Below are 15896 nucleotides of genomic sequence, written 5' to 3' on the forward strand. Positions count from 1 at the left end.
CGGAGTATGACATTGAGCGCGTGGCGACATTCGGGCTCACCACTTCCATCGTCATCGTTCTGACTTTTCCGTCTGCCTATGATCCATTTCAAAAGGAATACTGCATGAGCGAATTTCGCCTGACCCAGATTTCCGATAGCCACCTCACCCGGCGCCTGCAGCAGCTCACCGACAATTTTCATCGCGTCAGCGAGCACATTGATGCGACGCGGCCGGACATTGTCGTCAACACCGGCGATCTCGCCTATGACGCGCCGACCAGCCGCGACGATCTGATGTTTGCCAAGGAGCTGCATGCCGCGCTGCCGGTGCCGTGCCGGCATCTGCCGGGCAATCACGACATCGGCGACAACCCGACAGCGGTCGGCCAGCCCCCGAGGCAGCCGGCGACCGAGACGGAGCGACAAAATTATCTCGCCGTGATCGGCGAAGACCGCTGGCGGTTCGACGAAGCCGGCTGGAGCTTCATCGGGCTGAACTCGCTGATCATGAATACCGGCATCGAAAGCGAGGCCGCGCAGTTCGACTGGCTCGCATCGGAACTGACGCGCGTGAACGGCAGGCCGGTCGCGCTGTTCCTGCACAAGCCGCTATTCCTGAATGCACCTGACGATGCCGAGACGGAAGACACGGCGATCCGTTATGTGCCGCAGCCCCGGCGCAGAACGTTGATCGAAATGTTTTCGAAGATCGATCTGCGGTTGGTCGCCGCCGGCCATATCCATCAGCGCCGCGACTTCACCCATGGCCATACGCGTCATATCTGGGCGCCGCCGACCAGCTTCACGCTCCCCGACCGAATCCAGCCCGTCATCGGGACGAAGGAAGTCGGGTTGGTGGAATATCGCTTCCAGCCGGACGCCTTCGAGGTCCGGCACATCAAGCCGGCGGGACAAACCGAAGTTGATCTGGATTCGCTGAACCGCCGCAAATGACGGAGCGGGCGACTTTCGTCACCCGCTCCATCAGATACTCCGTCGTATCCTTGGATCGCGCTTCAGATATCAGAGCGCATCACCACTGCCGCTCGACGAGGCCATAGGAGCCGTAGGAGCCATCATCCCAAGGGGCTGTCGCGAACGCCCCTACCCGTGGCGCCGGATGAAACCGGTTGCCGTAATAATAGCCCGGGCCGGGCGAAACCCGAACGCCGTAGCCGCCCGTCGTGTAAGCGGAGTTCGGATAACTAAAGCCGATCATGCCGGGTTCCTGATAGACTTCTTGAGCCATCACCGGAGTGGCCAGCATCGTGGCGGCAACCAGGCCGAGCGATAGTTTCTTGCAGTTCATCATTTGGCTTCTCCATTGGATGTCAGGGCCAAACGATGCGCGCAAAGGGGCGTTCCGCCACCGCTCTCAAGTGAGCGTGAGGTTCACTTTGCGTGTTCCCCCACATCCACCGCAACTTACGTCACGCCTTGTCGGCCCCGACGCGCACCAGCTGCTTGCCGAAATTGGCGCCCTTGAGAAGCCCCATGAACGCGGCCGGCGCGTTCTCCAGGCCCTCGGTGACGAACTCCTTGTGCTTGACCTTGCCCTCGCGCACCCATCCCGACATGTCGCGCAGGAAATCGCCGTGGCGCGCGGCGAAATCGCTGACGATGAAACCGCGGATGGTGAGCCGCTTGGTCAGCACTGCGCGCATCAACGACGGCGCCCATTTCGGCGCCACCGCCTGCGTGTCGTTGTAGTGCGCGATCAGGCCGCAGACGGGAACGCGCGCGAAGGCGTTGAGCAGTGGGAACACCGCCTCGAACACCGCACCGCCGACATTTTCGAAATAGACGTCGATGCCCTTTGGGCATGCGAACTTCAGTTTTGCAGCGAGATCGGTTTCGTGGTGATCCAGGCAATCGTCGAAGCCGAGCTCGTTCTTGACATAGGCGCACTTGTCCTTGCCGCCGGCAATGCCGATGGCGCGCGCGCCCTTGATCTTCGCGATCTGCCCGACCGCCGAGCCGACCGCGCCGGAAGCCGCCGCAACGACCACGGTCTCGCCAGCCTGCGGCTTGCCGATATCGAGCAGGCCCGTATACGCGGTCATGCCGGGCATGCCGAGCACGCCGACGGCGGTCGAGATCGGCGCAATCTTTGGATCGATCTTCGCAAGCCCCTTGCCGTCGGAGATCGCATGCGTCTGCCAACCGGCGCGCGACAACACGACGTCCCCCTTGGCGAAGGCAGGATTGTTGGACGCGATCACCTCGCTGACCGTGCCGGCCTCCATCACGCCGCCGACCGGCACCGGCTGCGCATAAGACGGACCGTCGCTCATGCGCCCGCGCATATAGGGATCGAGCGACAGCCAGATCGTGCGCAGCAGCACTTCGCCGGCGGCCGGCGTCGGGATGGCGCAGTCTTCAAGGCGGAAATCGGAAGGCTTTGGTTCGCCGACGGGGCGCGAGGCGAGGACGATGCGTTTGCCCTGGGACATGAGGTTTTCTCCGGTCTTATTGTTGAAGCTCGTCATTGCGAGCGAAGCGAAGCAATCCAGTTTCGTCAACGAAAAAGAATGGATAGCTTCGTCGCTACGCTCCTGGCAATGACGGCGGAGAATGGCGTCGTCCCTGCCCGAGCATCGTCATTTCGGGGCGGTCCGCAGAACCGAACCCGGAATCTCGAGATTCTCTGGTGCGCAATTGCGCACCATAGTTCGCTTCGCGCCCCGGAATGACGGCGTTTGTGGCGAGAATTACACCCCGCCCGGGTAGTTCGGGCTTTCCCGCGTGATCGTCACGTCGTGGACGTGGCTTTCGCGCAGGCCGGCGCCGGTGATGCGGACGAACTGGGCCTTGTCGTGGAATTCGGCGAGGTTGCGCGCGCCGACATAGCCCATCGCGGCACGGAGGCCGCCGGCGAGCTGGTGCATGACGTTGCCGACCGGGCCTTTATACGGCACCTGGCCCTCGATGCCCTCGGGCACCAGTTTCAGCGTGTCCTTGATGTCCTGCTGGAAGTAACGGTCGGCCGAGCCGCGCGCCATCGCGCCGACCGAGCCCATGCCGCGATAGGCCTTATAGGAGCGGCCCTGCCACAGAAACACTTCGCCCGGCGTCTCGTCGGTGCCGGCGAGCAGCGAGCCGACCATCGCGATATCGGCGCCGGCGGCGAGCGCCTTGGCGAGATCGCCGGAATATTTGATGCCGCCGTCGGCGATCACGGGGACATCCGCCTTCTTCGCCGCCTCCACCGCATCCATGATGGCGGTGAGCTGCGGCACGCCGACGCCAGCGACGATGCGCGTGGTGCAGATCGAGCCCGGGCCGATGCCGACCTTGATGGCATCCGCGCCCGCATCGATCAGCGCCTGTGCGCCCTCTTTCGTGGCGATGTTGCCGGCGATCACCTGCACCGCGTTGGAAAGCCGCTTGATGCGGTTGACGGCCTCCAGCACACGCGAGGAATGGCCGTGTGCGGTGTCGACCACGACCAGATCGACGCCGGCATCGATCAGCCGCTCGGTGCGCTCAAAGCCGCCCTCGCCGACCGTCGTCGCAGCGGCCACGCGCAGCCGGCCCTGCGCGTCCTTGCAGGCGAGCGGATGCGCAACCGCCTTTTCCATGTCCTTGACGGTAATCAGGCCGACGCAGCGATACTGATCGTCGACAACCAGAAGCTTTTCGATGCGGTGCTTGTGCAGCATCCGCTTGGCCTCGTCCTGGCCGACGCCTTCGCGCACCGTGACGAGATTTTCATGCGTCATCAGCTCCGACACCTTCTGCCGGGGGTCGGTGGCGAAGCGGACGTCGCGGTTGGTGAGAATGCCGATCAGCTTGCCGGGCGCGTTCTTGCTGGCGCCGGTGACGACGGGAATGCCGGAGAAGCCGTGATCCTTCATCAGGGCCAGCGCGTCCGACAGCATCGCGTCGGGGCCGATGGTCAGCGGATTGACCACCATGCCGGATTCATACTTCTTGACCTGCCGCACCTGAGCGGCCTGTCCCTCGGGGTCGAAATTGCGGTGAATGACGCCGATGCCGCCGGCCTGGGCCATCGCGATCGCCATGCGGGCCTCGGTGACCGTGTCCATGGCGGACGCGACGATCGGGATGTTCAGCGGGATTGCGCGTGTCACGCGAGAGCGGATGTCCGCCTCCGAGGGCAGAATATCCGAGAGACCGGGCTTGAGAAGCACATCGTCGAACGTGAAGGCTTCACGGATACCCTGAAGTCCCTGCGCCATTTGCCAACTCCTTTCGGCGGCTCACCGCCGCGATCAATTCTATGGATGAACGTCGCCCTGGGCGATGCTTTCCGCATCACCGTCGAATCGAAGCCCATCGGTGGGGTTGACGGTGGTCGATAGCATGGCGGCACGCCGAATCAAAGCGTTTGCCAGCTATGCATAGGCTTTTCAGGAAATGCCGCAATCCCAATGGGTTAGCGGCGGGCCCTCAGCGCGGATAGCCGGGCGGCGGCCCGTGCTGGCGGATCGCCTCAACCACCTCGCGGTGGCGGCGGTCCTCCCGCTTCATGTGAACCGCGATCAGCGCATGCGCCGACGGCACCAGCAGCAGGACGTGGAAAATCAGCCCGAAAACCAGGCAGAACACGATCAGGACCAGGTTGAAGATCGCCGAAAACGGCTGCCCGTTCAGCAGCAGCCCGAGCGGCGGCAACAAGGCGGCGAGAACGTAGATCATTCAGGGTCCTCCGCGGCTGGTGGTGCATACCAGCGTCACGCAGGATTTAGGTGGTTTGCGCGCCTCCGCAATGGCTTGCACGGCAGCGGGATGATACAGGCCCCTCGCCTGCCTTTTTCTTCAGCCCGCCGATCCCCATGACCAAAGAACGCCTGATCCCGCTGATCGTCGCCACCGCCCTGTTCATGGAGAACATGGACTCAACGGTCATCGCGACCTCGCTGCCGGCGATCGCGTCTGACATCGGCACCAGCCCGCTGACGCTGAAGCTTGCCATCACCTCCTATCTGCTGTCGCTTGCCGTGTTCATTCCGGCCAGCGGCTGGACCGCCGACCGCTTCGGCGCGCGCATGGTGTTCTCCATCGCGATCGGCGTGTTCATGGTCGGCTCGATCGGCTGCGCGCTGTCGCAGAACGTGACCCATTTCGTGATCGCGCGCATCCTGCAGGGCATGGGCGGGGCGATGATGACGCCGGTGGGGCGGCTGGTGCTATTACGCTCCATCGACAAGAGCGCACTGGTCAACGCGATGACTTGGGTGACGGTGCCCGCGCTGATCGGGCCTGTGATCGGCCCGCCGCTCGGCGGCTTCATCACCACTTATTTCTCCTGGCACTGGATCTTCCTGATCAATATCCCGATCGGGCTGCTCGGCATCTTCATGGCGATGAAGTACATCGACCCGATCAAGAGCACCGATCCCGAGCGCTTCGATCTCTACGGGCTGGTGCTGGCCGGCATCGGCCTTGCCGGCATCGCCTTCGGTCTCTCGGTCGCCGGGCTCAATTTGCTGCCATGGCCGATCGTGGCCGGCCTCGTTGCGATCGGCACGATCTCGATGACGCTCTACGTGATGCACGCAAGACGCACCGGCTCGCCGGTGCTGGACTTTTCGCTGCTGCGGCTCGCCACCATGCGCGCCGCCATCATCGGCGGTTTCCTGTTCCGGCTCGGCATCGGCGCATTGCCGTTCCTGCTGCCGCTTCTGATGCAGGAAGGTTTTGGGCTGACGCCGTTCCAGTCCGGCCTCGTGACGTTCGCCTCGGCGGTCGGCGCCATGGGCATGAAGACGCTGGCCGCGCGCATCATCCGCGCTTTCGGTTTCCGCAACATGATGGCGGTCAATGCCGTGATCAGCGCGGTCTTCCTCGCCGCCTGCGCGCTGTTCACGGTGACGACGCCCTTGATGCTGATCTTCATCATCCTGGTCGTCGGCGGCTTCTTTCGCTCGCTGCAGTTCACCGCGATCAACACCGTCGCCTATGCCGAGGTCGAGCCGGGGCAGATGAGCCGCGCCACCACGCTCGTCAGCGTCAACCAGCAGCTGGCGATTTCCGCCGGCGTCGCCGTCGGCGCCGCCACGGTGGAATCGACGATGCTCTATCAGCGCGTCACCGAACTCAGTGCCGGCGTGTTCCCGCCCGCCTTCCTCGTGGTCGCGATCATCTCGGCGGTGTCGGCCTGGTTCTTCTGGCAAATGCCTGATGATGCCGGCCACGAAATCTCAGGCCGCAAGGTCACCGAGATTGCCAGCCGCAAGGGCGCGGCCAAGGCCGCGAGCAAGGCGGCCAGCGAGGGCACCGAGGACGCGCGGGATCAGCGATTGGGCTGACACGCCTGTTCGGGCGCGCCGTTTCGTCGCATATCCGACGCCAGCCGTGACCGTGGGTCGCTCGCATCGAACAATCTTCCCTATCCGGCTGCTGGCCAAATACTGACTCGCTCGACCATCAAAAATGTCGATGAGAGTCAGAAAGCGAACGGAAGATTCTGCCATGAGGCGCCATACCCTGTGAAACCAGCGCGGAACGTTCAATCTGGTTCGATAAAAAGGGTGAAACACAGTGGAAGCGAATACGAAGCAAACGAATGTCGATTCGAAAGCCGCCGACGAAAATGGTCGCTCGGGCTTCCCATTCCTCGCAGTGACGCCGGCTTTCGATGGGCTAGCCGAGCAGAACATGACGCGGGCACGAGAAGGCATCGAGCAGATGAAATCTGCCGCGAGCGCCATCAACGATGCGCTCCGCGATGCCTGTTCGAATAACGCTAGGCGCGCTGCCGAGTATACGGCCAAGGTGATCGAATTTTCAGGGGCCAATACCGACGCCACCCTGGATTTTCTCGCCCAGCTCATGGGCGTGAAATCCCCCTCGGAAGCGGTGCAACTCTCCATCAGCCACGGCCGCAAGAGCTTCGAGGCCACGACCTCGCAAAACCGCGAGCTTTGGGAGCTCGCGCGCAAGGTCGCGACCGAGACCGCTGAACCCCTCAAGAAGGGCATTGCCGGCGCGCTGCCAAAGGCGGCCTAGTCTTCAGTCAAACCTCTGCAGCGGCGGCATCGGCTGGAGCAGCGCTCCCATCAGAAGAGCGCACTCCAGCCGAGGGAGGCGCCATGCCGACGGAACGAATATCCAGGGAGGAGTGAAATGGGCATCGTCATGATCAAATGCCCCGAGAGCGGACGCGCCATTGCGACCGGCATGGAAGCGGATCGAGAACGCTTCAGCCGAAGCCCGGTGTTCTTCGGGCGCACCTTTTGTGCGATCTGCAAATCCAGCCACGAATGGTTCGCCAGGGAGGCCTGGGTTCACGAGGTGGACGAGAAGCGCAACGCGCCGAAGGTCGCGCTTGCCGTGGAGCCGGCATAGGGTTAGCGCGCTGCAGTTCATCAATGATGCCTTGCTCTCAAGGACGTTTGAGCGCGTCGGTGTTCCGCGGACCCGGTCTGACCAGGCGGCTTCATTTCTTCCGGCTGCACGATCCGGCCGATCCGTTGGCGCATGAGATGATAACACTCGCAGGCCGCTGCTTCGAGCCGCGGCCGGTCGATCTCGATCCAACTCCGCCGGTTGGAACGGATTGCGCCCTGCTCGCGGAGTTTGGAAATAACCTGTGTCACGGTGGTCCGCCGCACGCCAAGAAATTCCGCGAGCGTTTCCTGCGTCAACGGCAGGACATCACCCTCGACCCGGTCATGGACGTGCAGCAACCATCTTGCCAGACGCGCCTCAACCGAGTGGAGCGCATTGCAGGCCGCGACGTGCTGGAATTGCGCCATCAACGCCCTGGCGTGAGTTTGTACCGCGCCGTTCAAGGCATTGCTATCGCCAAGCACTGACTGAAATCGTGTCGACGAAATCTGCAATGCGAGCCCCGCGACCCGCACCACCGCTGTCATTGGAGAACGAACCGGGCCGAGCGTAGACAGCACGCCGACGGCTCCCTCATTGCCGACAATGGCGGTCGCGACCGTTTGACCATTCGGCATGTCCATGATGAAAGCAATCAGGCCGCTAAGCGGGAAATAAATCCGGTCTACCGGGTCCCCCGACCGCAATAGCACAGCATCACGTTCAAGCTGTATCATTCGGAAATGACGCACAAGGAGTTGAAGGTCTGGCTGCGGTAGCGCAGCTAACAGCAGATTACCAACCCTGGCCCTGTGCTCCATCACGGGAAAACTCCTCCCAGACGGACGCGCCTTACACTGCAGAAGTACTTGAGGCACCAAGCCTAAGCAGGCCGCGCCGAACCGTTAAAATACTCCATTCGGGAAAAAGTTCCAATGGCTTGAGTCTTGTCGCAATCATGACAGAGCCACGCCAAGTCCCGCGCGGTGCAGTTGAGGTTAGAGGCGATTGGACTGCCCGCGAAAGCCCATTGCCAACACGTAACGCTCCGAGGAATCCTGCCGGCTCGACGCCGGCTTCACATGGCGCACGCTGGCGTAATCACGCTTCAACTGCGCGACCAGTTCGGCATCGGCGCCGCTTTGGAACACCTTTGCCAAAAACGTACCGCCGGGATTGAGCACTTCGGCGGCAAACGCGGCCGCCGTTTCGACGAGGCCGATGATGCGGAGCTGATCGGTCTTGCGGTGGCCGGTCGTGTTGGCCGCCATGTCGGACATCACGACATCGGCACGGCCGCCGATCATCGCCATCAGCTTTTCAGGCGCGGCATCGGCCAGAAAGTCGAGCTGCGCGAAGGTGACGCCGGGAATTTCGCCCATCTCGAGCAGATCAATTGCGACCACCTTGCCCTTGCCATTGGCCGTGCCGACCCGCCGGGCGGCGATCTGGCTCCAGCCGCCGGGCGCGGCGCCGAGATCGACCACCGCCATGCCGGGCTTGAGAAAGCGGTGCTTGTCATCCATCTCGATCAGCTTGTAGGCCGCGCGCGAGCGATAGCCCTCCCGCCTGGCTTTCGCGACATAGGGATCGTTGAGCTGCCGCTCCAGCCAGAGCTTTGACGACAGCTTGCGCTTGCCCGCGGTCTTGACCGTGACGTGCAGCCGCCCGGTGGTGTCCTTTGCCATATCGCTACTTGTCTTGAAATGTCAGCCCCGGATCCGGAGCCTAGCATCAGTAGCACGGAACTGGATGCGCATTGAAGCGAGTATGAGCCGCGCTCCGGCTCCAACTCCGGGCGACCCATGTCGACAACAGGACAGGATTGCCGACGGCACCCCTAAGCACGGTCCGATTTGGCCATGGCACTTTGGAGGGACTCGACAGCCTGCGCAATTGCGGTGCTGTCGGCATAGGTCACCATGTGGCCGGCATCCCGAACGAGGTGCAAGTCGGAACGACCCAACGCTTTGTGTAGACGCCCGGCCTGTTCGGGCTCGATGATATGATCCTGCGTTCCATGGAAAATATGGACCGGGCATCGAATGCTCGGATAACGAGACTGGAATCGCGTGGCTTCTGGGATAAGGAACGCACTTTCCTCCGCAGCCGCCCGCAGCTGCTTTGGCCTGAGAGTCAGGGACGCTGGAAAGTCATGCTTAAAATTATCCGGAACGGATCGCGGAGCGAAGAGCTTGCGAATGAGGCCGGGCAAAATGGCCCATGAGATGATCGGCGCGACCGTGTACCGAACCAGATCCCCCAGGACCGGTATCGCTGGGCCTGACAACATCCAGAAGTCCCATCGCTGCGTAGGAAAGTAGTATCCAGAGGCAAGCACGAGACCTCGAATCGGGTACTCATTTTGAAACCCGATGGCCGCGGCGACCAACGCACCCCAGGAGTGCCCGAGCACGACGGGATCGCGCACGCCGAGCTGATTAAGGGCTTTTACAAACAGAGCCGCCTGGGATGTTGCAGTCCAAATCCGTGCGCGCGGCCGCTGGCTGTATCCGAAGCCCGGCCGATCAAAGCATATGACCCGGCTGCGGCCGGCAAGATGATCAACGAGCCCGCTGAGGATGAAGTCCTGGATCATCGTGCCGTTACCATGGAACAGTACGACGCACCGCGCTGCCGGGTTGCCTCGTTCAAAGTAATGTAGCCGCACACCCTCGCACTCGATGAAACTGCCGATCGGCGGGTTCTTCCGTTCAGCCACGAACGAGAACACGACATTCGCGATCACCAGCACGACGAGAGCAGTGGCGAGGATCGCGAGGATGGTAGCAGTGGTGGACATTCGCTGAGCCTCATGATGTGCATAGCCCGCCGAATTACGGCGGCCGAGTAGCTGGTTTGCGGCATAACAGGGACATGTTGCCGTCGTTCCTAACTTGTCGTTTTCAATCCAACGATGAGCACGGAAAACACCGACACGATCGGGAACGGTTTTCCCAGCGGCGGCGTTGCTCGGACGGAGCTGGGGGCAAGTCATCAACCTGCAATTAGCGGAGAAATAAGATGGCAAATCCACGCCAAGAGGAAAAACCTACCCAAGGAATGGAAGACACGGCGCGCCACGCCGGCGAGAAGGCTGCGGAACAAGCCAACCGTTTCGGACAGGCGACAGCCGAGCAGACGGCCCGTGTCGGACAAGTCGCAGCTGAAGCAGGAGAGGAAGTGGCTCGTGCAAGCGCTAGCCTGCTCAAGCAGAACGCCGAAACATTACAAGACGCATGGCGCTGCGGCCTGGAAATGGCGACTTCGGTGATGGGCCGATCGACAGAGCAATTTGGTCGCACGCTCGGCTTGTCGGGAGACGGCGTGCAACAGGCAACGGAACGGTCGGCTCGCAACACCCAAACTGTGCTCTACACCGGTACCGCGGCTGCCAAAGTGATGGGTGGCATCTCGCACGAGTACTTCCAGATGGTCCGGCACCAGGTCGAGAAGAACATGGATCATATGAATGAATTGTGGTCTTGCCGAACCCCTCAAGACTTTGCAGCGATACACAGTGACATAGTGCGCGAGACCGTGGAATCGGTTCTGCAGAGCAGCCGCCGAATAGCCGACATGTCGATCCAAATGGCGGATGATGCCGGAAAGCAGATCAGCAAAAGTATGGATGAGATCCGGCGCGCCGCGTAGCCCTGGAGGTCGCGGTTCGGTCTTGGAAGAAGAGCGGCCCAACGCTCGGCCGCCCTTCTCGTTCCCGGGAGGTACACCTGCTCTAATACACGGATATCGGCCCGACCTAGATCAGCACGGCCTGAGCACGCCGTCTTCACGCATCATCTCGACCAGCATGCCCTCGCGCAGGCCGCGGTCGGCGACGCGCAGCCGCGGCAGCGGGAAGGCGTCCCTGATCGCGTCAAGGATGGCGCAGCCGGCCAGCACCAGATCGGCGCGCTCGATGCTGATGCAACTATTGTTGGCGCGTTCCTGATAGCTCATGGCAAGCAGCCGATGGATCACGGCCGAAACATCAGACCCGTTCATCCAGATGCCGTCGATGCGACGACGATCATAGCGCGCCAGGTTGAGGTGGACGCCGGCCAGCGTCGTCACCGTGCCCGATGTGCCGAGCATATGCATGTCGCGCAAATCCTGGCCATGCTCGGCCGCGAACGGCGCCACATGCTGCGTCACTTCGCGCACCATGCGTTCGTAGGATTCAGCCGTAACGTCGCGGCCGCCGAAATGTTCGGCCAGCGTGACGACGCCGAGCGGGATCGACATCCACGCCTTGATCCGCGGCGGCGCATTCTGTGCAGTCGGATCGCGCTCGATCCGCACCAGTTCGGTCGAGCCGCCGCCGATGTCGAACAGGATGGCGCCCCGCCCTTTGGTGTCGAGCAGCGGCGAGCAGCCGATCACCGCCAGCGTCGCCTCGGTCTCGCGGTCGATCACCTCGAGCCGGATGCCAGTTTCCTGCGCGACGCGCGCGCGGAAGCTGTCGGCATTGGCGGCGGCGCGGCAGGCTTCGGTCGCGATCAGCCGCAGGCGCTTGGCTTTGCGGTAACGAATCTTGTCGCTGCAGATGCTGAGCGCGGCGATGGCACGCTCGATGGCCGCCTCGCTGATGGAACCGGTCGCGGAAATGCCTTCTCCGAGCCGGATGATCCGCGAAAACGAATCCACCACGCGAAAGCCGTCGCCGGTCGGGCTGGCGATCAAAAGCCGGCAATTATTGGTGCCAAGGTCGAGCGCGGCGTAAACACCGTTTGCCGCTGATGTCGCGACCGACCCTGACGGGCTTGCGCAGGCATCAAGGCCGTCGCGCAGCCGCGTATCTTCCTTCATCAAAACTGTCTTTCCGCAGGCCGCTTCCGGCCGCCGAAGAAAATTACCGTTCACGGAAACTTTAGCAGCGCCAAAGGGGTAAGCAACAACCCATCACATAGGACTATGCCCAATCAGGCGTTGTCCGGCATGACGCAGTGCGTTATCTGACCAGGAACCCACGGAACCCCGAAAATCCCGGCGATTCCCACGTATTTCAGGTGTTTGCAATGCAAGATCACACGTCACCTTCCTCGCTGGACAACGCTATCGCACTGCAAAAATACGGCGTGGGGCAACCGGTGCGCCGCAAGGAGGACGACACGCTGGTCCGCGGCAAGGGCAAATATACCGACGACTTCACCCTGCCGGGCCAGGCCTATTGCTGGATGGTGCGCTCCAGCCATGCCCATGGAATCATCAAGGGCATCGACACGGCGACTGCCCGGGCGATGCCCGGCGTGCTCGGCGTCTGGACCGGCAAGGATCTCGCCGCCGCCGGCTATGCCCCCTTCACCTGCGGCCTGCCGCTGAAGAGCCGCGACGGCTCGCCGCTGTTGCAGACCAACCGCCCGGCGCTGGCGACCGACAAGGTGCGCTTTGTCGGCGACCCCATCGCCTTCGTGGTCGCGGAAACGCTGGCACAGGCGCGTGATGCGGCGGAGGCTGTCGAGCTCGACATCGAGCCGCTGCCGGCGGTGACCGATGCCGCGGAAGCCGCCAAGCCCGGCGCGCCGCAGCTCTATGATCACATCCCGAACAACGTCGCGCTCGACTATCACTACGGCGATGCCGCCAAGATCGACGCCGCGTTTGCCTCCGCTGCGCATGTGACAAAACTCGACATCGTCAACACCCGCGTTGCCGTGGTGTCGATGGAGCCGCGCGTGGCGCTGGCGGCGTTCGACAAGGCCACCGAGCGCTTCACGCTGCAGGTGCCGACGCAGGGCGTCTCCGGCAACAAGGTGACGCTGGCAAAGATCCTCAACGTGCCGAACGACAAGGTTCGCATCCTGACCGCCAATGTCGGCGGCTCTTTCGGCATGAAGAACGTCAGCTATCCCGAATATACCTGCATCCTGCACGCCGCGAAGGCGCTGGACCGTCCGGTGAAATGGACCGACGAGCGCTCGACCAGCTTCCTTTCCGACAGCCACGGCCGCGCGCAGCTGATTCATGCAGAGCTGGCGCTGGACGCCGAAGGCAAGTTTCTCGCGGTGCGGCTTTCCGGTTACGGCAATCTCGGCGCCTACATCACCGGCGTGGCGCCGGGGCCATTGTCGCTCAACACCGGCAAGAATCTCGCCAGCGTCTACCGCACGCCGCTGCTTGGCGTCGACATCAAGACCGTCTTGACCAACACCACGCTGATGGGCGCCTATCGCGGCGCCGGCCGGCCCGAGGCCAATTACTATATGGAGCGGCTGATCGACCGCGCCGCCGATGAAATGGGCATCAATCGCCTGACGCTGCGCAAGCGCAACTTCATCAAGCCGTCGCAGCTGCCGTTCGCGGCCGCCAGCGGCGTCACCTATGACAGCGGCGATTTCGCCGGGGTCTTCAACAAGGCGCTGGAGATTTCCGACCACGCCAATTTTGCGAAGCGGAAGAAAGAAAGCAAAAAGCTCGGCAAGCTGCGTGGCATTGCCGTCGGCTCCTATCTCGAAGTCACCGCGCCGCCGAGCGGCGAGCTCGGCAAGATCACCTTCGAGCCGGACGGCTCGGTGAAGCTGACGACCGGCACGCTCGACTACGGCCAGGGCCACGCCACCCCGTTCGCGCAGGTGCTGTCGGCGCAGCTCGGCGTGCCCTTCGAGAAGATCACGATCGAGCAGAACGACAGCGACCTCGTCCGCTTCGGCAACGGCACCGGCGGCTCGCGCTCGATCACGGCGACGGGACAGGCGATCGTCGAAGCCTCCGCGCTGGTGATCGAGAAGGGCAAGCAGGCCGCCGCGCATCTGTTGGAAGCGTCCGAGGGCGACATCGAGTTCGCCGGTGGCCGCTTCACCATCGCCGGCACCGACCGCTCGATCGGCATCATGGATCTGGCCAAGCGCCTGCGCGAGGGCAAGATGCCGGCGGGGGCGCCGCTGTCGCTCGACGTCGACCATGCCACCAAGGACACGCCGTCCACCTTCCCCAACGGCTGCCACGTCGCAGAGGTCGAGATCGACCCTGAAACGGGCGCGGTCAAGATCATCCGCTATTTCGCGGTCAATGATTTCGGCACGGTGGTCAATCCAATGATCGTCGCCGGGCAACTCCATGGCGGCGTGGCGCAGGGCATCGGCCAGGCGCTGATGGAGCAGGTCAGCTACGATGCCAGCGGACAGCCGATCACGGGTTCATTCATGGACTACGCGCTGCCGCGGGCGGAGGATATTCCGCTGATGGAAATTGGCGACCACCCCTCGCCCGCAAAATCCAATCCGCTGGGCACCAAGGGCTGCGGCGAAGCCGGCTGCGCCGGCAGCCTCGTCTGCATCGTCAACGCAGTGATCGACGCGCTGTGGGAGTATGGCATCAGCCACATCGACATGCCGCTCACGCCGGAACGGGTGTGGCGCGCGATCCAGGATGCGAAGGCAAAGCAAGCGGCGTAGGACGTCACTGCCGCCACGCCCAAAGCTGTCGTCACCCGCCTTGTGCGCAATTGCGCACTGGGGCGGGTGACCCAGTATTCCAGAGGCGTCAGCGATAGAGCCTAGGAGCCGCGGGTGTACTGGATTTCCCGCCTTCGCGGGGAACGACAAGTTGCGCATGGCGAGAATAGGCTTCACACCTTCTCGACCGCGCCGCCGCTTTCGGCCCAGCCCTTGAAGCCGCCGAGATTACGCACGTCCTTGTAGCCGAGGTCCTGCAGCGTCTTGCCGGCGAGCGCGGATCGGCCGCCGGAGGCGCAATAGACAATCACGGTTTTCTCCCGATCGAATGCGTTGTCGTAATAGGGGCTTTCAGGATCGGCGCGAAATTCCAGCATGCCGCGCGAGACGTGCTTCGCGCCCTGAACCTTGCCGGTCGCTTGCAGTTCGGTGCCGTCGCGCACATCGACGACCAAAACCTTGCCACTCTCAATTAGCGCTTTGGCATCCTGTGGGCTGATGGTTGGGACCGAGCTGTTGGCCGCTGCGAGCAGGTCCTTGACTGAACTGGGCATCGTGTACTCCTTTTTCGTTTTCTCGTTAGACCCGGATCATAGCGTATTTGTAGCCGCGATGCGTTAGGCCTGCTTCAGCGCGCGCTCCAGAAGCTCCAGCCGGTCCTGGCCCCAGAAGATCTCGCCTGACGGCAGCACGTAGCTCGGCGCGCCGAACACGCCGGCCTTAAGCGCATCCTGCGTGTACTGTTCGTACAGCGCATCGAGCTCGGCATTCGGCGGACCGTTGGCGCGCAAGGCCGCCGCGTCGAGGCCGGCGCGTTGCGCGGCGGCCGCCATCACGGCGGTGTCGGCGAGCGATTCCTCTCGCTCCCAGATCGCGCGGCCGAACTCCAGCGACAACAGGTGCGCGTCCTTGCCCTGCAGCTTGGCAGATATCACCAGGCGTACGGCCGCGAGGTCATCGCTGGGGAAATATTTGGGCTCGACGTTGAGCGGAATGCCCCTCACCTCGCGCCAGCGCCTGAGCTCCATCAACCGGTAGGCGCGCCGCTGCGGCGAGCGCTTTGGCAGCGGCAGGCCACCGGTCTGCTCGAAGATCGGGCCGAACTTGGCTGGCTTAACGTCGACTTCAGCGCCGTATCGCCGCGCAATCTCGGCAAACGGCGCGCTGCCGATATACGTCCAGGGCGAGTTGAGCGACAGATAATAGGTAATGGTGATGGCCATGG

The 15896-nt window shown here is 62.9% G+C and carries 16 protein-coding genes; 6 read left to right on the forward strand and 10 right to left on the reverse strand.

The window, feature by feature from the left end; translation table 11 throughout:
- Positions 1 to 104 precede the first annotated feature (104 nt).
- Positions 105 to 935 (forward strand): metallophosphoesterase, encoded by an 831-nt coding sequence (locus RX331_RS22095; RefSeq protein ID WP_317252025.1) that lies wholly within the window; start codon positions 105 to 107, stop codon positions 933 to 935.
- A gap of 79 nt (positions 936 to 1014) precedes the next feature.
- Here RX331_RS22095 and RX331_RS22100 read toward each other — a convergent pair whose 3' ends face one another.
- The 4 genes from RX331_RS22100 to RX331_RS22115 all read right to left on the reverse strand — a co-directional run bounded on the left by RX331_RS22100 (position 1015) and on the right by RX331_RS22115 (position 4643).
- Positions 1015 to 1290, reverse strand: a complete 276-nt coding sequence (locus tag RX331_RS22100; RefSeq protein WP_317252026.1) for a hypothetical protein — start codon at positions 1288 to 1290, stop codon at positions 1015 to 1017.
- Between the two features lie 121 nt (positions 1291 to 1411).
- Entirely contained in the window at positions 1412 to 2434 is a 1023-nt protein-coding gene (locus RX331_RS22105; RefSeq protein ID WP_317252027.1) for an NADP-dependent oxidoreductase, read from the reverse strand.
- A gap of 258 nt (positions 2435 to 2692) precedes the next feature.
- Positions 2693 to 4183, reverse strand: a complete 1491-nt coding sequence (guaB, locus tag RX331_RS22110; protein WP_317252028.1) for an IMP dehydrogenase — start codon at positions 4181 to 4183, stop codon at positions 2693 to 2695.
- A 211-nt stretch (positions 4184 to 4394) separates the two neighbouring features.
- Entirely contained in the window at positions 4395 to 4643 is a 249-nt protein-coding gene (locus tag RX331_RS22115; RefSeq protein WP_317252029.1) for a hypothetical protein, read from the reverse strand.
- A 137-nt stretch (positions 4644 to 4780) separates the two neighbouring features.
- Here RX331_RS22115 and RX331_RS22120 point away from each other — a divergent pair, with 137 nt between their 5' ends.
- The 3 genes from RX331_RS22120 (at position 4781) to RX331_RS22130 (ending at position 7295) form a co-directional block, all read left to right on the forward strand.
- Entirely contained in the window at positions 4781 to 6256 is a 1476-nt protein-coding gene (locus RX331_RS22120; protein WP_317252030.1) for an MFS transporter, read from the forward strand.
- 313 nt (positions 6257 to 6569) lie between these two features.
- Positions 6570 to 6956, forward strand: a complete 387-nt coding sequence (locus RX331_RS22125) for a phasin (RefSeq protein WP_317258207.1) — start codon at positions 6570 to 6572, stop codon at positions 6954 to 6956.
- Between the two features lie 117 nt (positions 6957 to 7073).
- On the forward strand, positions 7074 to 7295 hold the full coding sequence (locus RX331_RS22130; protein WP_317252031.1) for a hypothetical protein: 222 nt from the start codon (positions 7074 to 7076) through the stop codon (positions 7293 to 7295).
- Positions 7296 to 7315: 20 nt separating this feature from the next.
- On the opposite strand, the gene RX331_RS22135 is transcribed toward RX331_RS22130, so the two are convergent.
- From RX331_RS22135 to RX331_RS22145, 3 genes are all read right to left on the reverse strand, one after another.
- Positions 7316 to 8098 (reverse strand): Crp/Fnr family transcriptional regulator, encoded by a 783-nt coding sequence (locus tag RX331_RS22135; protein WP_317258208.1) that lies wholly within the window; start codon positions 8096 to 8098, stop codon positions 7316 to 7318.
- Between the two features lie 177 nt (positions 8099 to 8275).
- Complete coding sequence (locus RX331_RS22140; protein ID WP_317252032.1) at positions 8276 to 8965, reverse strand: RlmE family RNA methyltransferase; 690 nt, start codon at positions 8963 to 8965, stop codon at positions 8276 to 8278.
- 152 nt (positions 8966 to 9117) lie between these two features.
- Entirely contained in the window at positions 9118 to 10080 is a 963-nt protein-coding gene (locus RX331_RS22145; RefSeq protein ID WP_317252033.1) for an alpha/beta hydrolase, read from the reverse strand.
- A gap of 221 nt (positions 10081 to 10301) precedes the next feature.
- Between RX331_RS22145 and RX331_RS22150 the strand changes: the two genes are divergently transcribed.
- The gene (locus RX331_RS22150) at positions 10302 to 10931 is read left to right on the forward strand and encodes a phasin family protein (RefSeq protein ID WP_317252034.1); all 630 of its coding nucleotides are present in this window, start codon (positions 10302 to 10304) and stop codon (positions 10929 to 10931) included.
- Between the two features lie 111 nt (positions 10932 to 11042).
- Here the strand turns inward: RX331_RS22150 and RX331_RS22155 are convergent, their stop codons facing one another.
- Positions 11043 to 12086 carry a Ppx/GppA phosphatase family protein gene (locus tag RX331_RS22155; RefSeq protein ID WP_317252035.1) on the reverse strand — a complete coding sequence of 348 codons (1044 nt, stop codon included), beginning with the start codon at positions 12084 to 12086 and terminating at the stop codon, positions 11043 to 11045.
- Between the two features lie 209 nt (positions 12087 to 12295).
- Here RX331_RS22155 and RX331_RS22160 point away from each other — a divergent pair, with 209 nt between their 5' ends.
- On the forward strand, positions 12296 to 14671 hold the full coding sequence (locus RX331_RS22160) for a xanthine dehydrogenase family protein molybdopterin-binding subunit (protein WP_317252036.1): 2376 nt from the start codon (positions 12296 to 12298) through the stop codon (positions 14669 to 14671).
- A gap of 173 nt (positions 14672 to 14844) precedes the next feature.
- Here the strand turns inward: RX331_RS22160 and RX331_RS22165 are convergent, their stop codons facing one another.
- Positions 14845 to 15225: a rhodanese-like domain-containing protein gene (locus tag RX331_RS22165; RefSeq protein ID WP_317252037.1), complete on the reverse strand. Its 381-nt coding sequence runs from the start codon at positions 15223 to 15225 to the stop codon at positions 14845 to 14847.
- Positions 15226 to 15288: 63 nt separating this feature from the next.
- Positions 15289 to 15894 (reverse strand): 2-hydroxychromene-2-carboxylate isomerase, encoded by a 606-nt coding sequence (locus tag RX331_RS22170; protein ID WP_317252038.1) that lies wholly within the window; start codon positions 15892 to 15894, stop codon positions 15289 to 15291.
- Positions 15895 to 15896: the final 2 nt, after the last annotated feature.

The sequence above is a fragment of the Bradyrhizobium sp. BWA-3-5 genome (assembly GCF_032917985.1).
Lineage (GTDB): Bacteria > Pseudomonadota > Alphaproteobacteria > Rhizobiales > Xanthobacteraceae > Bradyrhizobium.